This is a genomic window from Arthrobacter sp. zg-Y1219 (assembly GCF_030125545.1).
Taxonomy (GTDB): domain Bacteria; phylum Actinomycetota; class Actinomycetes; order Actinomycetales; family Micrococcaceae; genus Arthrobacter_B.
The window spans coordinates 184,605-208,157 of sequence record NZ_JASKLY010000009.1; the positions used below are offsets into that span (position 1 = coordinate 184,605).

Consider the following 23,553-nt stretch of genomic DNA (forward strand, 5'->3'; position numbering starts at 1 on the left):
GCTTGAACAACTTCTCCAGTCTGCCAGAATCACGGCGATTCCGCCAATCCGGCGGCCGCCTGCGACTGGCTGGCCGCGATGCTCCGCGGCGCCTGCAGCATGTTCCGTTGTTCAAAGTTTCCGGCAATTCATCGATCACGCAATGATCGGTTCAGCAATCACCGGCAAGTCAACGGTATCCAGTCTAGCGCAGCGCCCGACCCACGGAAAACCGCGGGATCCGCGCGGCGCCCCGGCTCCTAGGGCCTGTCTCCGCGGTTGGACCGTCGAATGCGCTTGGCACGGTCGATCTCGCGGCGGAAATGCCGCCTGCCCCACGCAACGGTGCCGACAACGGCCACGACCACAGCGAGAATAATCAATAATTCCATCTGTTGATAATAGACCAGCCGGCCGGCGCCCTAGCTTCCGGTCTCCCCGGCGGCGTCGGCGCGTACGCGGGTCAGGCGCCAAACCGCCAGCGAGATCAGTGCCGCCGCGAGCAGTGCCAGGAGCAGGAACGTATAGCCGCGCAGGTACCAGAGCACCGCCAGGGCCACGCCCGCTGCTCCCCACACAGTGAACAGGCGCCTGTTGGTCAGGACGCCGAACCCCAAAAGCCCGGCATGGGCCACCAGCGCCCACACCTGCTCGGTGGCATCTGCGCTGACAATGCTGCTGACACCCGTGCAGGAAAGCAGCCCAGCCGACGCGGCCAGGACGGCAGTGCCGCGCTGTCCGCGGCCCCGCCGGTACTCGTAGGCGGCAAGGGCGGCCAGGACCACCACCCAGTACTGCAGGAACCAGAACCAACCGGCGCCGTCGACGGCGTACCAAATGATCCGCTGAACGGACAGCGCGGCCACCAGCGCTGCGGCTTCTCCGGCCGTCTCCCGCCACGCCCGCGGAAACTCCCGCACCGCAGCTGCCAGGGCGGCGGCGAGGACCACCGATCCGTACACGGCTGAAACATGTTCGGACGGCATGGCGGAGATGCCGGCTCCCGCGGCAATGATGGCGGCTCCCGAGCCGAGGATGCCCTGGCGGAGCACAGTGCCGGCGGTCCGCGGCAGGACGGACAGCACGTATCCCGCCGCATAGAGAAGCAGTGCGGCCGCGAATCCGGACGACAGCCGGGCGGCTGCGTCGTGTGGCGCAGTCGCGAGCACGTCCCGGACGAGCCAGGACTGGATGATGAAGGCTGCAACGGGAACCAGGACCACGGTCACGGCGGTCAGCCATGGAAGCCTCCGGGTAAAGGAGACGACCAGGAAGCCCGCGGAAGGCAACAGGATGCCCAGCCCCGTCAGCAGCCTGTTCCCGTCCAGCCCGGCCAGGGACAATGCCAGCACGCAGTACAGCGCCCCGCCGGCAAGCAGCGGATTGCGGACGGCGGCGCCGATGGCGCTGCGGGTTTCCGCGGCCAGGGCAACCGCAGCGAACACCAGCAAAAGAACACCGGCAGCGGCCAGGCTCAGCGGTGCCGGTACGTCCGAGGACCCGTTGAGGGGGGTTCCGGAGTCGCCGAAGCCAAACACGCTTGTCAGGACGACCGGCAGCATGCCCAGCGCATAAACGGCGGAATACAGGATTGCGGCGTCCCGGTCCGCCACGCTGACCGTCGCCGCCATGCCCAGCAGCAGGGACAGCGTTATCACGACGACGCAGCGCCGGGCATCGCCGTCGGCGGCGGCGGCATATATCAGGGGCAGCAGCGCCAGCACCCCCGCGCTCCCCCAGAGCGCAGCCCTGCCCAGCTGCCGCAACCCCGCGCCGGCATACCGGCCCTGCAGCAATGTCCGCACAACCTGCTGCCCGGCCACGGAGACGGCCACCGCAATAAACGTGCCGTGGACGGTCAACTCCAGGTCCGCCGCCACCAGGGCTGTCAGGATTGTCAGCAGGACCTGCCCCGCCAGCAGATAACCGCCGCGGCAGCCGGCCCGGGCACCGCGGACCACCATGAAGCCGCAGTATCCCAGCGCAGCCGCCGTGAGCGTCTCATAGCCGCGGATCCCGAGCAGGCCGGCGCCGACCACGCCGGCAGCGGCAAAACCTGTTGGACCAATCCACTGCAGCCAGGATTTCTCCGGGACGAACCGTCCCAGAACCAGCGTCGTCAGCACATTGGCTGCCAGCGCCGCGAACAACGCCCCCACCGTCAAGGTGGTTTGCGGAGCTTCCGCCAGCCGCAGCCAGACCGTCAGCGCTGTCACCAGTGCTGCGGCCGCCGCCAGCGAACCGTTCGGGAACGGCACCGGCCTGCCTGCGGCCCTTCGCCCCACCACCGACATCTGGATGAACAGTGCGCTGCCGGCCGCTATGGCCAGGAGCAGAGGCTGCATCCAGGGCAGCGGACGGGCTGCCAGCGCCTCGTAGGCCAGCGGGAGGAGCACCAGCACGCCGGTGCTTCCCCACTGGGCCGTGGTTACCAGCTGCCCCATACCCGCTCCGGCGAACCGGTCCTGCAGGAGGATGCGCAGCACCTGTTGCAGAGCCACGGAGAGAGCTGCGGCAACAAACATTTCATGCACCGTGAAGTCCAGGTCCGCCGCCGCCAGGGCCAGCAGGATGGTCAGCAGCACCTGCCCGGCCAGCAAGTAGCCGCCCCGGCGGCCAACCCGTGCCAGGCGCACCGCCATGAGCCCGCTGTAGGCCAGCGCGGCACCGGTCACGACTTCGTAGCCGCGCACGCCCAGCACGCCGGCGCCCACGAGGGCAGCCGCGGCGAAGCCGGCCGGGCCCATCCATTCCAGCCAGGACCGTTCCTCAAAGAACCGGCGCAGCACCAGGGAAGTCACCGCATTTACCGACAGGGCGGAGAACAGGACCCACAGCGTCAGCGTGATCTCCGGGTGCTCCGTAAACCGCAGCCACAGCGCCAGCAGCGCCGCCAACCCGGCCGCCGCAGCCATCACCGGAACTTCCCGGCGGGTGGATGGTGCCGTGCCAGCGGGCGCTGCGCGGTTCAGCAGGAACACGGAAAGGAGCTGGTTGAGCATCACGGCGGCACCCGTCCAGAGCAGAGACCGTGTCCAGGCTTCCCGGGCACCCGCTCCTGCGGTTTCCAGGACCGCCATCGAACCCACGGCAACCAGCACGACCGCTGTTCCCCGTACCCACAGCAGCAGGTCCTCCTTCGCCGGACCGGAACTGCGCCCTGCTCGGACGCTGTAATAGCCGGTCAGCAGCACACCCAGGACAACCGCCGGCCACAGCGTGCCCGTCTCTCCGTTGAGCCGGGCCAGGAATCCCAGCAGGGCTGCACCGGCCGGAGCGGCGTCAGGGATAACCGTGATCCTCGATGCCCCGGCCATGCACGTCAGCAGCACCATCACGGCAGTTGCGGTGAACAGGATCGCACTGGTGCTGCCTCCCGGCAGCAGCCCCGCCGCGGACTGGCCTGCGGCGAGTCCGGCCAGTATCTGCAGCACGCTCACGAGCACATAGTCAGTGACAAAAAACCGTTTGCCGCCCAGCGCCGAATATCGGCGGCGCAGGGCCAGCAGGCCGGCGGCCTGCACGAGCAGGAGCAGCGATGAGGCGAGAACGGCTGCCGCGGTGTCGTCGGTCATCTTGTAGGCGAGAACCGTCAGGCCGGCTGTGGCCGCAGCCCGAAAGCCGTAGCTGCTGAGCAGCCGTTCCTTGCGGCGGGCCTGCAGAAAGACCACGGCGTAGTAGCAGGAGAAGGCCAGGAAGAGAAGGGAGAACTGCCAGCCGCCCAGTTCCACGGCTGTCAGAAGGGCTACCCCCGCCGTCGCCGGGACCAGAAAGCGGTGAGACTGGATAAAGGCGTTCAGATAGATGTTTCCGAGCCATGCGGGGCGGCGCAAGGCCACCAGCGACACGGCGGTGGCCAGGAGGACGGTAAACAGGAAATACCACATGATCCCGGACCGCATGGAGGCCCCGGACGCAAGCGCCGTGGAGAGCAGGAACGTCATGGAGAGGTAGGCCACCACCCGGCTGTCCAGCCGGGCCGCAGCATAGGCGTAGGCCGCGGTGCCCACCACTGACGTCACCAGCCATGCCGAGGGTGCATCGCGAAGTACGAGGTTGTGCAGGGCCAGCCCGACCACCGGGATGAGGGCCAGTCCGGTACCGGTAAAGGCAACGGCAGCAGGACGCAGCCGCCGGCTCCGGGCATGGACCACCAGCCCGCCGGCGTAGAACAGGCCCGCCACCACGGTAACGCCGGCGAACCGGGCACCCTCCGGGATGGCCAGCCCAATGAACAGCGACGCCGCGGCAACGAGCAGCAGGCAGGCGGCGTACAGCGTGATGTTGATGTTCCGCAGGTCCCGGCGTCGTTTGCCGGCCTCCTCCTCAGCCGCCCGCTTGGCCAGTTCCTCCGCCGACGGCGGCTGAACCGGTGCGGGCCCGGCCGGCGGGACAGGGGCCGGGACGGGCGGCCCGGCGTTCTCCTCGAACCAGGCGCCGTCCGGCGCGGCAAGTCCGGGCAGCGGCGGGGTCGACGGCGGGGCGTCAGGAACCGGCGCCTGCGGCGGGGCGGCAAAGGATGACGGGGCGGTCACAGGTGCAGGGGCGGTCACCGGTGCCGGGACGGTCAACGGTGCCGGAGCATTCTCCCGCTGCCCTGTACCCGCCGCAGCCGCAGCCGCAGCACTGCGGTAGCCGGCCCGGAACCCGTCGTCATATGCCCGGGGAACGGCGTCGGACGCCGCCGCGGGGTCGGCGGTTGCGGCTGCAGATTTCCGCGGCGAGACGGCACCGCGGGAGAACCAGCCGATGGCGAATCCGATGCCCGTCAATATGAGCACCACCGCCAATAAGAATGTGCCCATTGCTTGAGAACCCCCGGTAACCGACTGCAGCTTGTTCCACATCCTAGGGGCGGCAGGAGAATTTCACGGGGTCCGGCTCACACTGTGGACAGACGGCGATCTGGGCAGACGGCCGCCGCGAACGGGCCGGAAATGCAAGAAGTCCCCGCTGCCAGTGGCAGCGGGGACTTCTTTTCAGTTCGTGACCGGCCGCTGGGACCGGCAACTCACCGAAGAGTCAGCAAGTAAGGAAATTACTTGATGATCTTGGTGACACGGCCTGAACCAACGGTGCGGCCGCCTTCGCGGATAGCGAAGCCGAGGCCTTCTTCCATGGCGATGGGCTGGATGAGCTCTACGGTCATCTCAGTGTTATCGCCGGGCATAACCATTTCCGTGCCTTCCGGCAGGGTGATAACGCCGGTTACGTCCGTGGTGCGGAAGTAGAACTGCGGGCGGTAGTTCGAGTAGAACGGGTTGTGGCGTCCGCCTTCATCCTTGGACAGGATGTAGACGTTGGCTTCGAAGTCGGTGTGCGGGGTAATGGAACCCGGCTTCACGATGACCTGTCCACGCTCTACGTCTTCGCGCTTGATACCGCGAAGCAGGAGGCCACAGTTCTCGCCGGCCCATGCTTCATCAAGCTGCTTGTGGAACATCTCGATACCGGTAACCGTGGTCTTCTGGACCGGACGGATGCCGACAATCTCGACCTCGGAGTTGATGGCGAGGGTACCGCGCTCGGCGCGGCCCGTGACAACGGTTCCACGACCGGTGATCGTGAAGACGTCCTCGATCGGCATCAGGAACGGCTTGTCCTTGTCGCGGATCGGGTCCGGAACGCTCTCGTCAACGGCTTCCATGAGCTCTTCGACGGCTGCAACCCACTTGGGGTCGCCTTCGAGAGCCTTGAGGCCGGAGACGCGCACGACGGGAACGTTGTCGCCGTCGAATTCCTGGGAGCTCAGCAGTTCGCGAACTTCCATTTCAACGAGGTCCAGAAGTTCCTCATCGTCGACCATGTCGGACTTGTTCAGTGCGACCAGCAGGTAGGGAACACCAACCTGGCGGGCGAGCAGAACGTGCTCGCGGGTCTGTGCCATCGGGCCGTCGGTAGCGGCAACCACGAGGATCGCGCCGTCCATCTGAGCTGCACCGGTGATCATGTTCTTGATGTAGTCAGCGTGACCGGGGGCGTCTACGTGTGCGTAGTGGCGCTTCTCGGTCTGGTACTCGATGTGAGAGATGTTGATGGTGATGCCGCGCTGGCGCTCTTCAGGTGCAGAGTCGATAGCAGCGAAATCGCGCTTTTCATTCAGATCAGGGTACTTGTCAGCAAGTACCTTCGAAATGGCAGCGGTCAACGTCGTCTTACCATGGTCAACGTGACCAATGGTGCCGATGTTGACGTGCGGCTTAGTCCGCTCGAACTTTGCCTTCGCCACGGGTTCCTCCTAGAAAGGTTGAAGACTCAATCTTCAACAGCGCTTCTCGCTGCTGAAACTGATGTAAGTCTACTGGGGGCTGTTTATTTGATGAAATTGCCGTATTTCCGCAGCAGCCTGGCGAGGCCGCTCAGTCTGGCTATGCAGCGGGCTTCCGGCCGGAGCCTTGGCCCGCTGCACACGGCTGGTGTTCCGGGATTTCCCGGAACACCAGCCAGGGTTTTTATTCGCCGCGCACCTTCTGGATGATCTCGTCGGCTACTGCCTTCGGGACCTCTGCGTAGCTGTTGAACGACATGGAGTACACGGCGCGGCCCTGCGTCTTTGAACGCAGGTCGCCGATGTACCCGAACATGCCGGACAGCGGCACGTGGGCGCGGATGACCTTGACGCCTGCGGCGTCTTCCATGGACTGCATCTGGCCGCGGCGGGAGTTGATGTCACCGATAACTTCACCCATGTATTCCTCAGGGGTGCGGACTTCAACATCCATCAGCGGTTCGAGCAGGACAGGGTTCGCCAGGCGGGCGGCTTCCTTGAAAGCCTGTCGTCCGGCGATCTTGAACGCCATTTCCGAGGAGTCAACATCGTGGTAGGCGCCGTCAAGCAGGCTTGCCTTGATGCCGACCACGGGGTAACCGGCGAGCACACCCTCGGTGAGGGCGCTCTGGATACCCTGGTCAACGGAGGGGATGTATTCGCGCGGAATACGGCCACCGGTGACCTTGTTGGCGAACTCGTAGAATACGCCTTCCGACGTATCCAGCGGCTCGAGAGCGATCTGGACCTTTGCGAACTGGCCCGAACCACCGGTCTGCTTCTTGTGCGTGTAGTCATGCTTGGCCACAGCGCGCTTGATGGTTTCGCGGTAAGCAACCTGGGGCTTGCCCACGTTTGCTTCGACGCGGAATTCGCGGCGCATGCGGTCAACCAGGATGTCCAGGTGCAGCTCGCCCATACCGGCGATGATCGTCTGGTTGGTGTCTTCGTCGAGGGAAACCTGGAAGGTCGGGTCCTCTTCGGAGAGCTTCTGGATGGCCGTGGAAAGCTTCTCCTGGTCACCCTTCGTCTTCGGCTCGATGGCCACGGAAATCACGGGCTCCGGGAAGCTCATGGATTCCAGCACGATCGGGTTCTGAAGGTCGCACAGGGTGTCGCCCGTGGTGGTGTCCTTCAGGCCGATGGCGGCGTAGATGTGGCCCGTCGTGATCTCGTCAACAGGGTTTTCCTTGTTGGCGTGCATCTGGAAGAGCTTACCGATGCGCTCCTTCTTCTGCTTGGTCGCATTCATGACCTGAGCACCGGAAGCAGCGTGACCGGAGTACACGCGGATGTAGGTCAGACGCCCGAAGAACGGGTGCGTCACAACCTTGAACGCCAGGGCCGAGAACGGAGCGTTGGCATCAGCGGCGCGTTCGAGAATGATCTCTTCGTCGCGGATGTCGTGGCCCTTGATGTTCGGCACGTCAAGCGGGTTCGGCAGGTAGGCGACGACGGCGTCAAGCATCGGCTGTACGCCGCGGTTCTTGAACGCCGAGCCGCAAAGCACCGGGTAGACCAGCGAGTTGATGGTCAGGTGGCGGATGCCGGCCTTGATTTCCTCGAGGGTGAATTCTTCACCTTCGAGGTACTTGTCCATCAGCTCGTCGCTGGCCTCGGCCACAGCCTCGATCAGCGCAGCGCGGTATTCTTCTGCCTTTTCCTGAAGATCGGCCGGGATGGGCTCGATCTCGTACTTGGCGCCCATGAGCACATCGCCCTTGGAGTCGCCGCGCCAGGTCAGGGCACGCATTTCGACGAGGTCGACAACGCCCTCAAACTCGTTCTCGGCACCGATGGGCAGCTGGATAACCAGCGGCTTGGCACCAAGGCGGTTGATGATGGTGTCAACGGTGAAGTAGAAGTCAGCGCCGAGCTTGTCCATCTTGTTGACGAAGCAGATGCGCGGGACGTTGTACTTGTCGGCCTGGCGCCAGACAGTCTCGGACTGCGGCTCCACGCCTTCCTTGCCGTCGAAAACGGCTACGGCGCCGTCGAGCACGCGCAGGGACCGCTCAACTTCGACAGTGAAGTCAACGTGACCCGGGGTGTCGATGATGTTGATCTGGTTGTTGTCCCAGTAGCACGTGGTTGCTGCGGAGGTAATGGTGATACCCCGCTCCTGCTCCTGTGCCATCCAGTCCATCGTGGAGGCGCCGTCGTGCGTCTCGCCGATCTTGTGGTTGACACCGGTGTAGAACAGGATGCGTTCGGTGGTGGTGGTCTTGCCGGCATCAATGTGGGCCATGATGCCGATGTTGCGGACCTTGTTCAGGTCGGTAAGCACGTCAAGTGCCACGGTTTCTCCCTTATTTGGTGTTTGCCGGTTCGACTGCGTTTATCTGCTTTGGGCCCTGCACCCCGCCGCAGCGGGATACAGGGCCTTCAGGAGTGGCCGCCGTCGGCCAGGCTTTTTACCAGCGGTAGTGAGCGAAGGCCTTGTTGGATTCAGCCATCTTGTGGGTGTCTTCGCGGCGCTTCACTGCAGCACCGAGACCGTTGGACGCATCCAGGATCTCGTTGCGCAGACGCTCGGTCATGGTCTTCTCGCGGCGGGCCTTGGAGTAGCCAACCAGCCAGCGCAGTGCCAGTGCAGTTGCACGGCCCGGCTTGACCTCGACGGGAACCTGGTAGGTGGCACCGCCGACGCGGCGGGACTTGACCTCAAGGCTCGGCTTGATGTTGTCCATGGCCTTCTTCAGGGCTGCAACGGGGTCTCCCCCGGTCTTCTCCTGAGCGCCTGCAAGTGCACCGTAAACGATGCGCTCTGCGGTGGACTTCTTGCCGTCAACGAGAACCTTGTTGATCAGCTGAGTGACCAGAGGGGAGCCGTAAACGGGATCCAGTACTAGCGGCCGCTTGGGGGCCGGACCCTTGCGGGGCATATTACTTCTTCTCCATCTTCGCGCCGTAACGGCTGCGAGCCTGCTTGCGGTTCTTGACACCCTGGGTGTCCAGTGCGCCGCGAACAATCTTGTAACGAACACCGGGCAGGTCCTTCACTCGACCGCCGCGAACGAGGACGATGGAGTGTTCCTGCAGGTTGTGACCTACACCGGGAATGTAAGCGGTTACTTCAATGCCGCCGTTGAGGCGCACGCGGGCAACCTTACGGAGCGCAGAGTTCGGCTTCTTCGGGGTGGTGGTGTAAACGCGGGTGCAAACACCACGGCGCATGGGGCTTCCCTGAAGGGCGGGAGCCTTGGTCTTGGAGACCTTGGGTGACCGGCCCTTGCGGACCAGCTGCTGAATCGTAGGCACTTTCGTGTTCTCCGTTTTTTCTCGAGAGTGTAATTCTCTTGGTTGCTCCGCCCCGCTGTCAGCTGTCGGAACAGCCGAGGCGATGCGCTTTAAGTCGTCGTTGCCGCAATGCCCCCGAGAAGTTCCGATACTCTCGCGGAAGCGACCGTAGGCGTGCAAAAGTGTGGCATTCGTTGCACAGGAACCCTGCAACCCGGAAACAGGCCCGCCGCACCGGGATCCCGAGGGGATTCCGTGAGCGTCCTTCATCCACTGCCACACAAACAATTGATTATCAGTCTAGCAGACTTAAGCCCTGCGTCCCGCAGGTGCGCCCTAAGTCACTCTCGGCCCCGGGAGGGCCGGCGGGCTTCAGGCCCAGCCGCGGGCGGCAAGTGCGGCGGTAATCTTCTCCGAGGCCTCTTGGAGGGCCGGCAGCACTGACGCAACAGCTTCTTCCAGCGTACCTTCCCCGGCGCCCAGGGTTGCCTGCATGGAGGTGTTGATTGCGGCCACCACCTCTCCCCCGGCTCCGCGGACCGGAACGGCAACGGACCGCAGCCCGGATTCCAGTTCCTGGTCAACCACTGCCCACCCGGCTTCCCGAACCCGGCGCACCTCGTCCCGAAGGGCTCCGGGGTCCGTGACAGTACGGTCCGTGAACGGTTCCAGCCGCACCTCGGCCAGGTACTTCTCGAGTGCCGGTTCCGAAAGACCCGCCAGCAGGACACGGCCCATGGACGTGGCATAGGCCGGGAACCGGGTGCCGACGGCGATGCCCACCCGCATCAGGCGGCGGGTGTGGATGCGGGCCACATAGACGATCTCCTCACCGTCCAGGATGGACGCCGAGGTCGACTCGGAGACCTTGCGGGAGAGATCCTCCAGCAGCGGCTGGGCCAGCTGCGGCAGGGTCTGGCCTGAGAGGTAGGAGTAACCCAGCGCCAGCACCAGGGCGGTGAGCTCGAAGTTCCGTCCATCGGTGCGCACGTAGCCGAGTTCCTCGAGCGTCAGCAGAAACCGGCGGGCCGTGGCGCGGGTCAGTCCGGTGCGGCGTGAGACCTCGCTCAGGGTCATCCGGACGTGTTCGGCGTCGAAGGCCCGGATGACGCTGAGCCCGCGGGCCAGCGACTGCACATACTGGCCGGTGGGGGCCGGAGTCTCGGTCATATCTCCCTTAAAGGAACGAGTGCCGGGAACGCCTATTCGACGCCCGGATCACGGATCAGCGGAATGTCCATGCCGGCCGCAAGCTCCTCGAAGCTGACGCCGTGGGTTTCCCGCACATGCACGCCGTCGTCCTCAAGCAGGAAGACCGCCTCACCAGTGTAGACGCGGGTTACGCAACCGACGCCGGTCAGCGGATAGGTGCATTCCGAAACCAGCTTGCTGACGCCCTCCCGCGTGAACAGGGACATCATGACGTACACGTCCTTGGCGCCGGTGGCCAGGTCCATGGCTCCGCCGACGGCGGGGATGGCGTCGGGCGCACCGGTGTGCCAGTTGGCCAGGTCCCCGGAGGCCGAGACCTGGAAGGCTCCCAGGACGCACACGTCGAGGTGTCCGCCGCGCATGATGGCGAAGGAATCGGCGTGATGGAAGTAGGCAGCTCCGGGCAGCTCGGTGACGGGAATCTTGCCGGCATTGATGAGGTCACCGTCAACCTCGTCCCCGCGGGCCTCCGGACCCATGCCCAGCATCCCGTTTTCGGTGTGCAGGGTAACGTTCTGCTCCGGCAGGAGGTAGTTCGACACCAGGGTGGGCTGGCCGATGCCCAGGTTCACGAACGAACCCGGCGCGATGTCCCGGGCAACCAGTTCGGCGAGCTGGTTCTTGTCCAGGCGGGCGCTGTGGTCGGTCACGGCCTGTGTGTCTTCGATGCGGTTGCTCATGCTGCTGCCGGCTCCTGTTCCTGTTCCACGCGGACCAGCGTGTTGACGTAGATTCCGGGGGTCACGACCGCCTCGGGGTCCAATGCTCCGATGTGCACCAGGTCGCGGACCTGGACAATGGCGTTGTTCGCGGCGGCCGCCATGATGGGGCCGAAATTGCGGGCGGTCTTGCGGTAGACCAGGTTCCCGGCGGCGTCGCCCCGCAGTGCCTTGACCAGCGCGAAGTCCGCCTGCAGCGGAGACTCGAAAACGTAGCCCCGGCCGTCGATCATCCGGGTTTCCTTGCCCTCGGCCAGCGGGGTGCCGAAGGCGGTGGGAGTGAAGAACCCGCCGATGCCGGCGCCTGCGGCGCGGATGCGTTCCGCGAGGTTGCCCTGCGGCACCAGCTCGAGCTCGATCTCCCCGGCGCGGAACTTGGCGTCGAAAATCTGGGAGTCGGCCTGGCGCGGGAAAGAGCAGATGATTTTCTTCACCCGGCCGGCGCCGATCAGCGCGGCCAGGCCGTGCTCCCCGTTTCCGGCGTTGTTGTTCACCACCGTCAGGTCCTTTGCCCCCTGGCGCAGCAGTGCTTCAATCAGCTCGACGGGCTGCCCGGCCTGGCCAAACCCGCCGATCATGACGGTGGCTCCGTCGTGGATCGGCGCTACGGCCTGGTCGACGTCCTGCACAATGTTGAGCACGGTTCTCCTCCGCTAGTTCTTCGTGTTTTCCAGGACGACGGCCAGGCCCTGGCCCACGCCGATGCAGATGGCGGCCACGCCCCAGCGCTCGCCGGAGGCTTCCAGCCGGCGTGCCAGCGTGCCCAGGATCCGGGCGCCGGAGGCTCCGAGCGGATGACCGATGGCGACGGCGCCGCCCCAGGCATTAACAATGGCCGGATCGATGTCCCAGGCGTCCAGGCAGGCCAGGGACTGTGCGGCGAAGGCTTCGTTGAGTTCGACGGCGGCCACATCGCCCCAGCCGATGCCGGCGCGCTTCAGTGCCAGGTTGGCCGCCTCCACCGGGGCGTACCCGAAGAACTGCGGCTCGTTCGCGGCGGCGCCTCGTCCTGCAATGCGGGCCAGCGGGGCCAGGCCCAGCAGGTCAGCGGCAGCGTCGCTGCCCAGCCAGGCCGCGGAGGCGCCGTCGTTCAGGGGGGAGGCGTTGCCGGCGGTGACGGTGCCGCCGGACGCGTCGTCGGAGACGGGACGGAACACGGTCTTGAGCGTGGCCAGTTTCTCCGCTGTCGATCCGGCACGGATGGATTCGTCCCGGGCCAGGTCCACGCCGTCGACGGCGACGGTCAGGTTGTCGTAGCGGCCTTCATCCCAGGCCTTGGCGGCGAGGACGTGCGAGTGCGCCGCGAACTCGTCCTGCCGTTCACGGCTGATGCCGTATTTCTCCCGCAGCTGTTCGGTGGCTTCTCCCAGGGAGACCGTCCACTCGGCCGGCATGGCGGGGTTCACCAGGCGCCACCCGAGAGTGGTGGAGGCGAGCGTCTGGTTGCCCGCGGGATAGGGCTTCTCATTCTTGGGCAGCACCCAGGGCGCGCGGCTCATGGACTCGGTGCCGCCGATCAGCATGAGGTCCGCTTCGCCGGTGTTGATCTGCCGGGAGGCAATCAGCGCGGCGTCCAGCGAGGATCCGCACAGCCGGTTCACCGTGGTGCCCGGCACCGACGTGGGCAGGCCCGCCAGCAGGGAGGACATCCGGGCGACGTTGCGGTTTTCCTCACCGGCGCCGTTGGCGTTGCCGAAGACCACCTCGTCGATCCGGTCCGGATCCAGGCCCGGGGCGCGGGAGACCGCGGCGCGGATGACCTGAGCCCCGAGGTCGTCGGGCCGCACGCCGGCCAGGGCGCCGCCGAACTTGCCGAACGGGGTGCGGACGGCGTCGTAAATATAGGCCTGGTTCATCGTGTCTCCTCTGACATGGTTTCGGCGTCAATCCCGGCGAAAACGCCCTGGGCCACCTTGAACGCCGAGTTGGCCGACGGCACGCCGCAGTAGATGGCTGACTGCAGGATGATTTCCTTGATCTCGTCCCGGCTCAGCCCGTTGGTGAGCGCTGACCGGACGTGCATGGCGAATTCCTCCATGTGCCCGTGCGCAATCAGCGCCGTGAGCGTGATCGCGCTGCGCATGGTCCGCGGCAGGCCGGGGCGGGTCCAGATGCTCCCCCAGGCGTACTTGGTGATCAGGTCCTGGAAGTCCGAGGTGAAATCGTCCTTGGCGGCGTTCGCCCGGTCGACGTGAGCCGCCCCGAGCACTTCGCGGCGCACCGCCATGCCTTCGTCGTACACGTCCTGCTGGGTTTTGCCTGCATTCTCGATCACGGTGTCCTACAGTCCTTCCTGGTGCGCGGCGCCGAAGAAGCGGCGCAGGAGTTCAGCGGTTTCCGCCGGCTTCTCGGCCGGCAGCAGATGTGCGGCGCCGTCGACGACGGCGCTGGTTCCGTTGGGGGTGCCGTTGGCGATGAACTCGGCAAACGACGGCGGCGTCACCTCGTCGGCGGCGCCGGCCGCGGCAAGCACCGGCAGGGTGATGTCGCCGAGCTGCTCGCGGACGTCGAAGCCGGCCAGGGCTTCGCAGCAGTACGCGTAGGAGAAGCGGTCTGCGTCCTGCAGCGAGTGCAGCAGCGCGGTCGCTGCCTCCTTTTCGCGCTCGATGAAGCCGGGGGCGAACCAGCGCTGGGCCGAGCCGGTCAGCACGGCGGGGGTGCCCTGGTTCCGCACCGTCGCAGCCCGGTCCAGCCAGCCCTCGGGTTCGCCGATCTTTGCCCCGGAGCACAGGATGGCCAGCCCCTCGAAGTCCTTGCCGTGGTCCAGGCCCAGCTGCAGTCCGACAACCCCGCCCAGGGACACCCCGGCGTAGCAGACGCCCTGCCCCGGGCCGATGTCACCGGCGTTGCGCGCTTCCTGCACCAGGGCGGCGACGGCGTCGGCCAGTTCCGCCACGGTGAATCCGTCCGTGGCTGCCGGACTGGTCCCGTGCCCGGGCAGGTCCCAGGCGATGACGGTGAATTCCGGGAGGGCCGCTGCCGTTGCTGACCACAGGGCCGTTCCGGAGGTGCCCAGGGACGGCCCGGCCACCAGGACGGGCGCTGCGGGTCCGGCGTAGCTGAGCCGGCTGGCTTTGATGACGGGGATGCTCACAACGAGCTCCTTCCCGGGTAGGCACTGACAATGCGGTCGATCAGGGCATCGGATTCGCCGAGGTAGTTGGCCGGTTCCAGCTGCGCCGACAGCTCCGCGTCGGAGAGCACCTGCACCGGAACAGCGCCGCGCAGCAGCCCGGCCAGGGATTCACCGCCGGCCAGTGAGGCCGAGACCAGCTCCTGCAGGCGGGCCTTGCCGCTGCCGGGGCGGCCGGTCTCCTCAAGCAGCGGTGCGATCGTGGCCATCAGGCGTTCGCTGACCACCAGCGGTCCGGCGGCGGAGAGGTTCCGCTGCAGCGCTTCGGGATGGACGTCCAAACCCTCGGCCAGTTCGGCCAGTTTCTCCGCGGCCCCGGCGGCCAGGCGCAGCAGGGAGCGCAGCGCCTGCCATTCAACGTGCCAGGAGCCGCTGGGGCGTTCGTCGTCGGCGGTGCCGGCGGCGGCCTGCAGCTGGACTCCGTATCCGGGTCCGGCGAGGGCTGCGCTGCGGACGAGCACCGACAACACCGGGTTCTGTTTCTGCGGCATGGCCGAGGAACCGCCCCGGCCGGCCGCACGGGGTTCGGAGACCTCGCCGATTTCGGGCCGGCTCATCAGCAGCACGTCGTTGGCGATCTTTCCGGCTGCGGAGAGCAGGTCCTGCAGTGCTGCGCCGAGTCCGGTGACCGGCAGCCGGTTGCCCTGCCAGGGTGCCACGGGAGCGGCCAGGCCCAGACGGGCGGCCAGGGCGTCGCTGAGCTCCAGCGGCGCCGCCGCCGAAGAGCTGCCGTCCACCGCCGTGCGCAGGGCCGCCAGGGTTCCGGAAGCACCGCCCCACTGCAGCGGCAGTCCGGCCGCCGCGGTGTCCAGCGCGGCTGCGGCGGAGCCGAAACCGTGCAGCCACTGCGCAGCGCGCAGGCCAAAGGTTGACGGCAGCGAATGCTGGGTCAGGGTCCGGGCCACGCAGAGCGTGCCGCGGTGTTCCACGGCGCGGGCCGCCAGCGCCGACATGGTCCGGCCGGCGTCCTCGCGGATGACCTGCAGCGAGCGTGCCGCCATCACCATCAGGGCGGTGTCCAGGATGTCCTGGCTGGTGGCGGCCAGGTGCACGGCGGCAGCCGCCGCGGGGTCTTCCTTCCGGACCCGGGCGCGCAGGTCGGCCAGGAGCGGAATCACCGGATTGCCGCCCCCGGCGGACCGTGCGGCAAGGGCTGCCGGGTCGTACAGGTCCGCACGGCAGGCCGGAGCGACGGCGCCGGGCACCGACGCCGGCACGATCCCCGCGTCGGCCAGGACGTGCAGCCAGGCCAGTTCGACGTCGAGCATCGCCTGCAGCAGCTGGCGGTCGCCGGTCAGCGCGGCACCCCGGGTGCCGGCCCACGCCGGGGACAGCAGTCCGTAGTCTGCGCTGTCGCCGTGGCCTCTATCGTCGCCGTGCGTGCCGTTCATGCGCTATGCCTCGGGGTAGGCGAGGAAGACGGTTTCGCCGTCGCCCTGCAGCGTGATGTCGAACCGCAGCCCGCCGTCGGCTTCGCGGGCGGCGATCAGGGTGGAGCGCCGCTCGGGCGGCAGCGAGGACAGCAGCCGGTCGCGGGCCAGCGCCTCTTCGTTCTCCGGCAGGTAGATCCGGGTGTGGAGCTTGTTCATCAGCCCGCGGCCGAAAATGAGCAGCGAGATGAACGGCGCCGCCCCGTCCTCCGTCGCCCCGGGGTTGACGGTGGTGAACGTGTAGTGGCCCGCCCCGTCAACGGCAGCCCGGCCCCAGCCGGTGAAGGTGTAGCCGTCGCGCACGAGCGATCCGGGTTCCTGCGAGATGTTGCCGGCGGCATCTGCCTGCCAGATTTCGAGCAGCGCGTCGGGAACGGTTTCGCCGGCTCCGTCGCGGACGGTGCCGTGCAGCCGGATCGAACCGGGAAGGCCCGGAGCGAGCAGCTGGCTGTCCCTCTCGAAGGGCAGCGCGTAACCGTAAAAGGGGCCGACGGTCTGCGCCGGGGTGGGCTGAAGCTTCTGCTCGCTCATTACTCTGCGTCCTCTTCTTCCATCCAGGTGCGGTTGCTGCCGCTGAGCACGATGTCCCAGTTGTAGCCGGTGGCCCATTCGTGCGCCGTCACGTTGTGGTCGTAGGTGGCGACGAGTGCGTCACGGGCCTTGGAATCGGTGATCGACTGATAGATCGGATCCAGCGTGAAGAGCGGATCGCCGGGGAAGTACATCTGGGTCACCAGCCGCTGGGTGAAGTCGGTGCCGAACAGCGAGAAGTGGATGTGCGCCGGACGCCAGGCGTTGTAGTGGTTCTTCCACGGGTATGGGCCGGGCTTGATCGTCGTGAACTGGTAGCCGCCGTCGTCGTCGGTCAGGCAGCGGCCGACGCCGGTGAAGTTGGGATCGATCGGGGCCGGGTGCTGGTCGCGCTTATGGATGTAGCGGCCGGCGGAGTTCGCCTGCCAGACTTCCACGAGCTGGTTGCGCACCGGCCGGCCGCTGCCGTCAAGGACACGGCCGCGAACGATGATGCGCTCGCCCAGGGGGTCGCCGTTGTGCTGGATGGTCAGGTCGCTCTCCAGCGCGTGGACGTCCTGATGGCCGAACGCCGGTGACCACAGCTCGATGGTTTCGGGGTCAGCGTGGTGCAGGTCCTTGGTGGGATGGCGCAGGATGGAGCTGCGGTACGGCGTGAAATCCCGCCGGGGCTGGGTTTCCTCCGGCCGGCCGTCGGCTACGCCCTTGCCGTAGGCGCCGTGGATCTCCCGGATCTCCGCAGTGATTTCATCCTGCGACGCCTGAGCGGAATCCGGCCCTGTGATGACATGGCTGTCCTGAAACTGATCTTCTTCGATCTCCATGGTTTTTCCTTTCAACGGAACCTTTTCCTGCCCGGACCGCCGGGCACTCCGAGGTCGTCACTACCCTACGGGATTGTTCACTTTGTGTACAGATGTTCAGGATGCGAACAATTGTTACGGATTGCCCGGCCACCCCGTGTAGGCCTCGGCGAGATAGGCGCTGCCGTGGCGGGAGGCGACGACGCCGGCAAGCTCGCCCAGCGCCCGCTTGCGCTCGAAATCGCTGGCATCCGTGCGGGTGTGCAGCATCGACGTCATCCAGTAGGAAAAGTTCTGGGCGCGCCAGACCCGCTCCAACGCGCGGTCGCTGTAGCCGTCCAGCAGCCCGGCCCCGTTGCCGGCGCAGAAGGATTCAATGGCTTCGAAGAGGACCCGGACGTCGGCCAGGGCGAGATTCAGCCCCTTGGCGCCGGTCGGCGGCACTGTGTGTCCGGCGTCGCCGGCCAGGAACAGGTTGCCGTAGCGCAGCGGTTCGCAGACGTAGCTGCGGAATTTCAGGAGCGTCTTTTCGAAGATGGGGCCGCGCTTGAGTTCGAAGCCGTCAGGACCGTCCACGCGCTGCTGCAGTTCGTTCCAAATCTGGTCTTCGGTCCAGGCATCGGGGTCTTCGGTCGGATCCGCTTGGAAGTACATGCGCTGGACGGTGTCGCTGCGCTGGCTGATCAGGGCAAAACCCCGGTCCGAGTTGGCATAGATCAGTTCCGGTGCGCTCGGGGGCGCTTCGGTGAGGATCCCGAACCAGGCGAAGGGGTACTCGATGAAGTTGTCCCGGCGGTGTTCAGCGGGAATGGACCGCCGGCAGACGCCCTGGGAGCCGTCAGCCCCCACCAGGATCTCGCAGTGGATCTCGAACTCGGCGCCGTCGGCGTCGGTGAAGCGGATTTTGGGGGTGCCGGTCAGCAGGTCAAGGACCTCGGTGCCGGAGACTGCGTACCGCACGTCGCCGCCGTCGCGGTCCCGAGCGGCGGCCAGGTCCACGAATACCTCGTTTTGCGGATAGAGCCATACTGACTCCCCCACCAGGTCCTGGAAATCCAAACGGTGGCTGACGCCGCCGAAGCGCAGGTCGATGCCGTCATGCCGGTGGCCGTGGGTGAGGACCCGGTTGCTCACGCCGCCCTCCGTCAGCATGCGCACGGATCCGTGTTCCAGGATCCCCGCACGGTGCGTGGTCCGGATGGCCTCGTGGTCCCGCTTTTCAACCACGATGTTGTCGATCCCGGCGGAGGCCAGGAGGTGGGACAGCATGAGCCCTGCGGGGCCGCCGCCCACAATGCCGACAGTGGTTTTCAGGACAGTGCGCGCTGCGCCCATGCAGTACTCCTTGGATGACGACCGATTGGAACTGTCTTCCAGTGTGAGCGGCGGCACAGGGGCACTGCTAAGCGGTTCTCATTGAATGGGAAAGGTTGCGTTGTGGTGCGGCCCGGCATGGGCGGAGCCCACCCCGAGCCCGCGGGTGATCCCCCGAGCCGCCGTCATCAGCGCGGGCACCGTGGCGGCGGGATTTTCGGCGCCGGTGGGCACCACCACGCCGATGGCGGCGACGGCGTTGCCGGCGGCGTCGAAAACGGGAACGGCGATGCCGGTGGTTTCGGGCACGACGATCCCGGGCAGGCTGGCGTATCCGTACTGGCGCATCGCGGCCCACTGCTGCCTCAGCCCGTCGCCGGAGGGTGCGGCGTCCTGCCCGGCTCCGGCGGCGCTCCGCCCGAGGTAGGCCTCCTGGACATGCCGTGGCGAGTGCGCCATCATCACCATCCCGGACGAGGAGATGTGCAGCGGCAGCCGGTTGGCGACCCGGGCCCGGTTCAGGACCGACCCGCGGCTGGACAGCCGTTCGATAAAGAGCACCTCGTCGTCCTGCAGCACCGACAGTTGGGTGTGCTGGCGCACCACGGCCTGGATGTCCTCCATGAACGGCATGGCGACCGCCCTGAGGTCCAGGGCGCTGGCACTGCGGCTGGCCAGTTCCCAGAGCCGGATGCCCGGCCGGATGCCTCCCCCGGGCTCGCGCTGCAGCAGGCCGTGGGCCACCAGGTCGGTTGCCAGCCGGTGCGTCGTGGAAAGCGGCAGGCCGGCGCGCCGGGACAGCGCGGCGACGGACATTGCGGGGTGCGTCCCGTCAAACGCGCTGATGATGCGCACGATCCGGCTGGTCATGGAGTCGCCGGAGGGGGAATTGGCCATTCTGAAAGTCTGGCACAGCGTGAGCGGCAGTCCGCTTAACGCGGAAGGTCCCGCACCAAACGGTGCGGGACCTTCCCTTGCTTCAGGCTGGTTTCGGGCGAAACCGGGACGAAGCGTTGCTGGTTAGCGGAAGTCGCTGCCCATGTCGTAATCATCCAGCGGGATGGCGTGGAACTCGGGGCTCAGGCCGCCGTCCACTCCGGCGTAGTCGAAGTCGCTGAAGGCGCTCGGGCCGGTGAACAGATTGGCCTTTGCTTCTTCGGTCGGCTCGACAGTGACCTCGGTGTAACGGGGCAGGCCCGTTCCGGCCGGGATCAGCTTACCGATGATGACGTTTTCCTTGAGGCCGAGCAGCGGATCGCTCTTGCCTTCCATGGCCGCCTGCGTCAGGACGCGGGTGGTTTCCTGGAAGGAAGCAGCGGACAGCCAGGACTCGGTCGCCAGCGATGCCTTGGTGATACCCATGAGCTCGGGACGGCCGGAGGCCGGCTTCTTGCCCTCGGAGACCACGCGGCGGTTCTCGTTCTCGAAGCGGCGGCGCTCGGCCAGCTCACCGGGGAGCAGGTCGGAGTCGCCGGACTCGATCACGGTCACGCGGCGCAGCATCTGGCGGACGATGACTTCCACGTGCTTGTCGTGGATGCCTACGCCCTGGCTGCGGTACACGCGCTGGACTTCGTCCACCAGGAATTCCTGTGCCTTGCGCGGGCCGAGGATACGGAGGATCTGCTTGGGATCCACCGCACCGAAGACCAGCTGCTGGCCAACCTCGACGTGGTCGCCGTCGGCAACCAGGAGGCGGGCACGGCGCAGGACCGGGTACGCGATTTCCTCGGAGCCGTCATCGGGAGTGACAACCAGACGCATCTGGCGGTCGGACTCTTCGATGGTGACCCGGCCCGCGGTCTCGGAGATCGGAGCAACACCCTTGGGGGTACGTGCTTCGAAGAGCTCCTGGATACGGGGCAGACCCTGGGTGATGTCTTCCGCGGAAGCAACACCACCGGTGTGGAAGGTACGCATGGTCAGCTGGGTACCCGGCTCACCAATGGACTGAGCGGCAATGATGCCCACGGCCTCGCCGATGTCCACGGTCTTACCCGTGGCCAGGGAGCGGCCGTAGCAAAGCGCACAGGTACCGACGGCGGACTCGCAGGTGAGTACGGAGCGGACCTTGATGTCCGTGACGCCGGCTTCGAACAGCTTGGCGATGAGGACGTCGCCCACATCGTCGCCGCCCTTGGCCAGGACGTTGCCCTGGCCATCGGTGACGTCGGTGGCCAGCGTACGGGCGTACGCCGAGTTCTCGACCTCTTCGTGCAGCTGCAGTTCGCCGTTGGAGTCCGGAACCGCGATGGTCACGTTCAGGCCGCGCTCGGTGCCGCAGTCTTCCTCGCGGACGATGACGTCCTGGGAAACGTCCACCAGACGACGGGTCAGGTAACCCGAGTTGGCGGTACGCAGAGCGGTATCGGCAAGACCCTTACGGGCACCGTGGGTGGCGATGAAGTACTCCAGCACCGACAGGCCCTCGCGGTACGAGGACTTGATCGGGCGGGGAATGATCTCGCCCTTCGGGTTGGCCACCAGGCCACGGATACCGGCAATCTGCCGGACCTGCAGCCAGTTACCGCGGGCACCCGAAGACACCATGCGGTTGATGTTGTTTTCCTTGGGCATGTTCGCACGCATGGCCGCGGCAACCTCGTTGGTTGCCTTGTTCCAAATGTCGATGAGCTCCTGGCGGCGCTCGTCTTCGGCGATCAGGCCCTTGCCGTACTGCACTTCAACCTTGGCGGCCTGTGCTTCGTAAACCTCCATGATGGCCGGCTTGTCGATCGGCGCGGAGATGTCGGAGATGGCAACGGTAACGCCCGAGCGGGTGGCCCAGTAGAAACCGGCGTCCTTCAGGTTATCCAGCGTTGCCGCCGTCATGACCTTCGGGTAGCGCTCGGCCAGGTCGTTCACGATCGTGGACAGCTGGCCCTTGTCTGCAACCTTCTCAACCCACGGGTAGTCCGCCGGCAGGGTCTGGTTGAAGATGACCTGGCCCAGGGAGGTCTGGATGAGGGCGGGAGTGCCTTCGACCCAGCCTTCCGGAGCCGGACGGTCGGCGGAGGGCACGAAGCCGTCCAGGCGCATGCTGATCTGAGCGTTCAGGTCCAGCTCGCCAAGGTCGTACGCCATCAGGGCTTCGGACGGTGAGGTGAAGAACCGTCCTTCGCCTGCAACGCCTTCCTTCTTGGTGGTGAGGTGGTGCAGGCCGATGATCATATCCTGCGAGGGCAGGGTCACCGGACGGCCGTCCGAGGGCTTCAGGATGTTGTTCGAGGACAGCATCAGGATGCGTGCCTCGGCCTGGGCCTCCGGGCTCAGCGGCAGGTGCACTGCCATCTGGTCACCGTCGAAGTCGGCGTTGAATGCGCCGCAGACGAGCGGGTGCAGCTGAAGGGCCTTGCCTTCAACCAGCTGCGGCTCGAATGCCTGGATACCCAGGCGGTGCAGGGTGGGTGCACGGTTGAGCAGCACCGGGTGTTCGGTGATGATCTCTTCCAGCACGTCCCAGACCTGCGGGCGGAAACGCTCGACCATGCGCTTGGCGCTCTTGATGTTCTGCGCGTGGTTGAGGTCAACCAGGCGCTTCATCACGAACGGCTTGAAGAGCTCCAGGGCCATCTGCTTGGGCAGACCGCACTGGTGCAGCTTCAGCTGCGGGCCGACAACGATGACGGAACGGCCGGAGTAGTCAACGCGCTTACCCAGGAGGTTCTGGCGGAAGCGGCCCTGCTTGCCCTTGAGCATGTCGGACAGCGACTTCAGCGGACGGTTGCCCGGTCCGGTGACCGGACGGCCGCGGCGGCCGTTGTCGAACAGGGAGTCAACAGCTTCCTGGAGCATCCGCTTTTCGTTGTTCACGATGATCTCGGGGGCACCGAGGTCCAGCAGGCGCTTCAGGCGGTTGTTGCGGTTGATGACGCGGCGGTACAGGTCGTTGAGGTCGGACGTTGCGAAACGTCCGCCGTCGAGCTGAACCATCGGGCGCAGTTCCGGCGGGATCACCGGGACGGCGTCCAGGACCATGCCCAGCGGGCTGTTGGTCGTGGTCAGGAACGCGTTGACAACCTTCAGGCGCTTCAGGGCGCGCGTCTTGCGCTGGCCCTTGCCGTTCTGGATGATGTCGCGCAGCAGCTCGGACTCGGCCTGCATGTCGAAGTCCTCAAGGCGCTGCTTGATGGCTTCGGCACCCATGGAGCCTTCGAAGTACAGACCGTAGCGGTCGCGCAGTTCGCGGTAGAGGCCTTCGTCGCCCTCGAGGTCGCCGACCTTGAGGTTCTTGAAGCGTTCCCAGACCTGCTCGAGGCGCTCGATGTTGTTGTCGGCGTCGCGGCGGACCTTGGCCATCTGGCGGTCGGCGGAGTCGCGGGCCTTCTTCTTGTCGGCGGCCTTGGCGCCTTCGCCCTCGAGGCGGGTAATTTCGCCTTCAAGATCCTTGGCGATGGCGGCAATGTCGGAGTCGCGCTGGTCGACGAGGTGCTTGCGCTCCAGGTCGTGCTCGGCCTGCAGGTTCGGCAGTTCGGCGTGGCGGTTCTCTTCGTCGACCGAGGTGATCATGTAGGCAGCGAAGTAGATGACCTTTTCGAGGTCCTTCGGTGCCAGGTCCAGGAGGTAGCCCAGACGGGACGGAACACCCTTGAAGTACCAGATGTGGGTCACGGGAGCGGCGAGCTCGATGTGGCCCATGCGTTCGCGGCGCACCTTGGCACGGGTGACCTCGACGCCGCAGCGCTCACAGATGATGCCCTTGAAGCGCACGCGCTTGTACTTACCGCAGTAGCATTCCCAGTCGCGGGAAGGACCGAAGATCTTTTCGCAGAAAAGACCGTCCTTTTCCGGCTTCAGGGTTCGGTAGTTGATGGTTTCCGGCTTCTTGACCTCGCCGTAAGACCAACCGCGGATTTCATCCGCAGTGGCAAGGCCGATTCGCATAAGGCCGAACGTGGAATCGTTGGACATGGGTCCCTGTTCT

The 23,553-nt window shown here is 66.2% G+C and carries 18 protein-coding genes; all 18 read right to left on the reverse strand.

Features of this window, described 5'->3' with window-relative positions:
* Positions 1–239: 239 nt before the first annotated feature.
* The gene (locus QNO00_RS05635; protein WP_269439121.1) at positions 240–371 is read right to left on the reverse strand and encodes a hypothetical protein; all 132 of its coding nucleotides are present in this window, start codon (positions 369–371) and stop codon (positions 240–242) included.
* Positions 372–401: 30 nt separating this feature from the next.
* The gene (locus QNO00_RS05640) at positions 402–4,784 is read right to left on the reverse strand and encodes a hypothetical protein (protein ID WP_284023888.1); all 4,383 of its coding nucleotides are present in this window, start codon (positions 4,782–4,784) and stop codon (positions 402–404) included.
* Positions 4,785–5,017: 233 nt separating this feature from the next.
* Complete coding sequence (gene tuf, locus QNO00_RS05645; protein ID WP_229964883.1) at positions 5,018–6,208, reverse strand: elongation factor Tu; 1,191 nt, start codon at positions 6,206–6,208, stop codon at positions 5,018–5,020.
* A 223-nt stretch (positions 6,209–6,431) separates the two neighbouring features.
* Entirely contained in the window at positions 6,432–8,546 is a 2,115-nt protein-coding gene (gene fusA, locus QNO00_RS05650) for an elongation factor G (protein WP_229964882.1), read from the reverse strand.
* Positions 8,547–8,661: 115 nt separating this feature from the next.
* The gene (rpsG, locus tag QNO00_RS05655; RefSeq protein ID WP_104052741.1) at positions 8,662–9,132 is read right to left on the reverse strand and encodes a 30S ribosomal protein S7; all 471 of its coding nucleotides are present in this window, start codon (positions 9,130–9,132) and stop codon (positions 8,662–8,664) included.
* Between the two features lies 1 nt (position 9,133).
* The gene (rpsL, locus tag QNO00_RS05660; RefSeq protein ID WP_104052742.1) at positions 9,134–9,508 is read right to left on the reverse strand and encodes a 30S ribosomal protein S12; all 375 of its coding nucleotides are present in this window, start codon (positions 9,506–9,508) and stop codon (positions 9,134–9,136) included.
* A 351-nt stretch (positions 9,509–9,859) separates the two neighbouring features.
* Complete coding sequence (locus QNO00_RS05665; RefSeq protein WP_284023889.1) at positions 9,860–10,657, reverse strand: IclR family transcriptional regulator domain-containing protein; 798 nt, start codon at positions 10,655–10,657, stop codon at positions 9,860–9,862.
* 32 nt (positions 10,658–10,689) lie between these two features.
* Positions 10,690–11,379 carry a 3-oxoacid CoA-transferase subunit B gene (locus tag QNO00_RS05670; RefSeq protein WP_284023890.1) on the reverse strand — a complete coding sequence of 230 codons (690 nt, stop codon included), beginning with the start codon at positions 11,377–11,379 and terminating at the stop codon, positions 10,690–10,692.
* Positions 11,376–12,059, reverse strand: a complete 684-nt coding sequence (locus QNO00_RS05675) for a 3-oxoacid CoA-transferase subunit A (RefSeq protein WP_284023891.1) — start codon at positions 12,057–12,059, stop codon at positions 11,376–11,378. Before QNO00_RS05675 ends, QNO00_RS05670 begins: the two co-directional genes overlap by 4 nt.
* Before the next feature lie 12 nt (positions 12,060–12,071).
* The gene (locus tag QNO00_RS05680; protein ID WP_284023892.1) at positions 12,072–13,274 is read right to left on the reverse strand and encodes a thiolase family protein; all 1,203 of its coding nucleotides are present in this window, start codon (positions 13,272–13,274) and stop codon (positions 12,072–12,074) included.
* Positions 13,271–13,693 carry a 4-carboxymuconolactone decarboxylase gene (pcaC, locus tag QNO00_RS05685; protein WP_284015517.1) on the reverse strand — a complete coding sequence of 141 codons (423 nt, stop codon included), beginning with the start codon at positions 13,691–13,693 and terminating at the stop codon, positions 13,271–13,273. Before pcaC ends, QNO00_RS05680 begins: the two co-directional genes overlap by 4 nt.
* A gap of 6 nt (positions 13,694–13,699) precedes the next feature.
* Entirely contained in the window at positions 13,700–14,512 is an 813-nt protein-coding gene (locus QNO00_RS05690) for an alpha/beta fold hydrolase (RefSeq protein ID WP_229964877.1), read from the reverse strand.
* Positions 14,509–15,942 carry a lyase family protein gene (locus tag QNO00_RS05695; protein ID WP_284023893.1) on the reverse strand — a complete coding sequence of 478 codons (1,434 nt, stop codon included), beginning with the start codon at positions 15,940–15,942 and terminating at the stop codon, positions 14,509–14,511. The genes QNO00_RS05690 and QNO00_RS05695 overlap by 4 nt, the downstream gene beginning before the upstream one ends.
* A gap of 3 nt (positions 15,943–15,945) precedes the next feature.
* Positions 15,946–16,512: a protocatechuate 3,4-dioxygenase subunit alpha gene (pcaG, locus tag QNO00_RS05700; RefSeq protein WP_229964875.1), complete on the reverse strand. Its 567-nt coding sequence runs from the start codon at positions 16,510–16,512 to the stop codon at positions 15,946–15,948.
* Positions 16,512–17,336: a protocatechuate 3,4-dioxygenase subunit beta gene (pcaH, locus tag QNO00_RS05705; RefSeq protein ID WP_229964874.1), complete on the reverse strand. Its 825-nt coding sequence runs from the start codon at positions 17,334–17,336 to the stop codon at positions 16,512–16,514. The genes pcaG and pcaH overlap by 1 nt, the downstream gene beginning before the upstream one ends.
* A gap of 114 nt (positions 17,337–17,450) precedes the next feature.
* Positions 17,451–18,650, reverse strand: coding sequence for a 4-hydroxybenzoate 3-monooxygenase (locus QNO00_RS05710; RefSeq protein ID WP_284023894.1), 1,200 nt, complete (start codon positions 18,648–18,650; stop codon positions 17,451–17,453).
* A gap of 78 nt (positions 18,651–18,728) precedes the next feature.
* A complete protein-coding gene (locus tag QNO00_RS05715) occupies positions 18,729–19,526 on the reverse strand; it encodes an IclR family transcriptional regulator (protein WP_229964872.1) in 798 nt (265 codons plus the stop codon).
* 123 nt (positions 19,527–19,649) lie between these two features.
* Positions 19,650–23,540 carry a DNA-directed RNA polymerase subunit beta' gene (locus tag QNO00_RS05720; RefSeq protein WP_229964871.1) on the reverse strand — a complete coding sequence of 1,297 codons (3,891 nt, stop codon included), beginning with the start codon at positions 23,538–23,540 and terminating at the stop codon, positions 19,650–19,652.
* Positions 23,541–23,553: the final 13 nt, after the last annotated feature.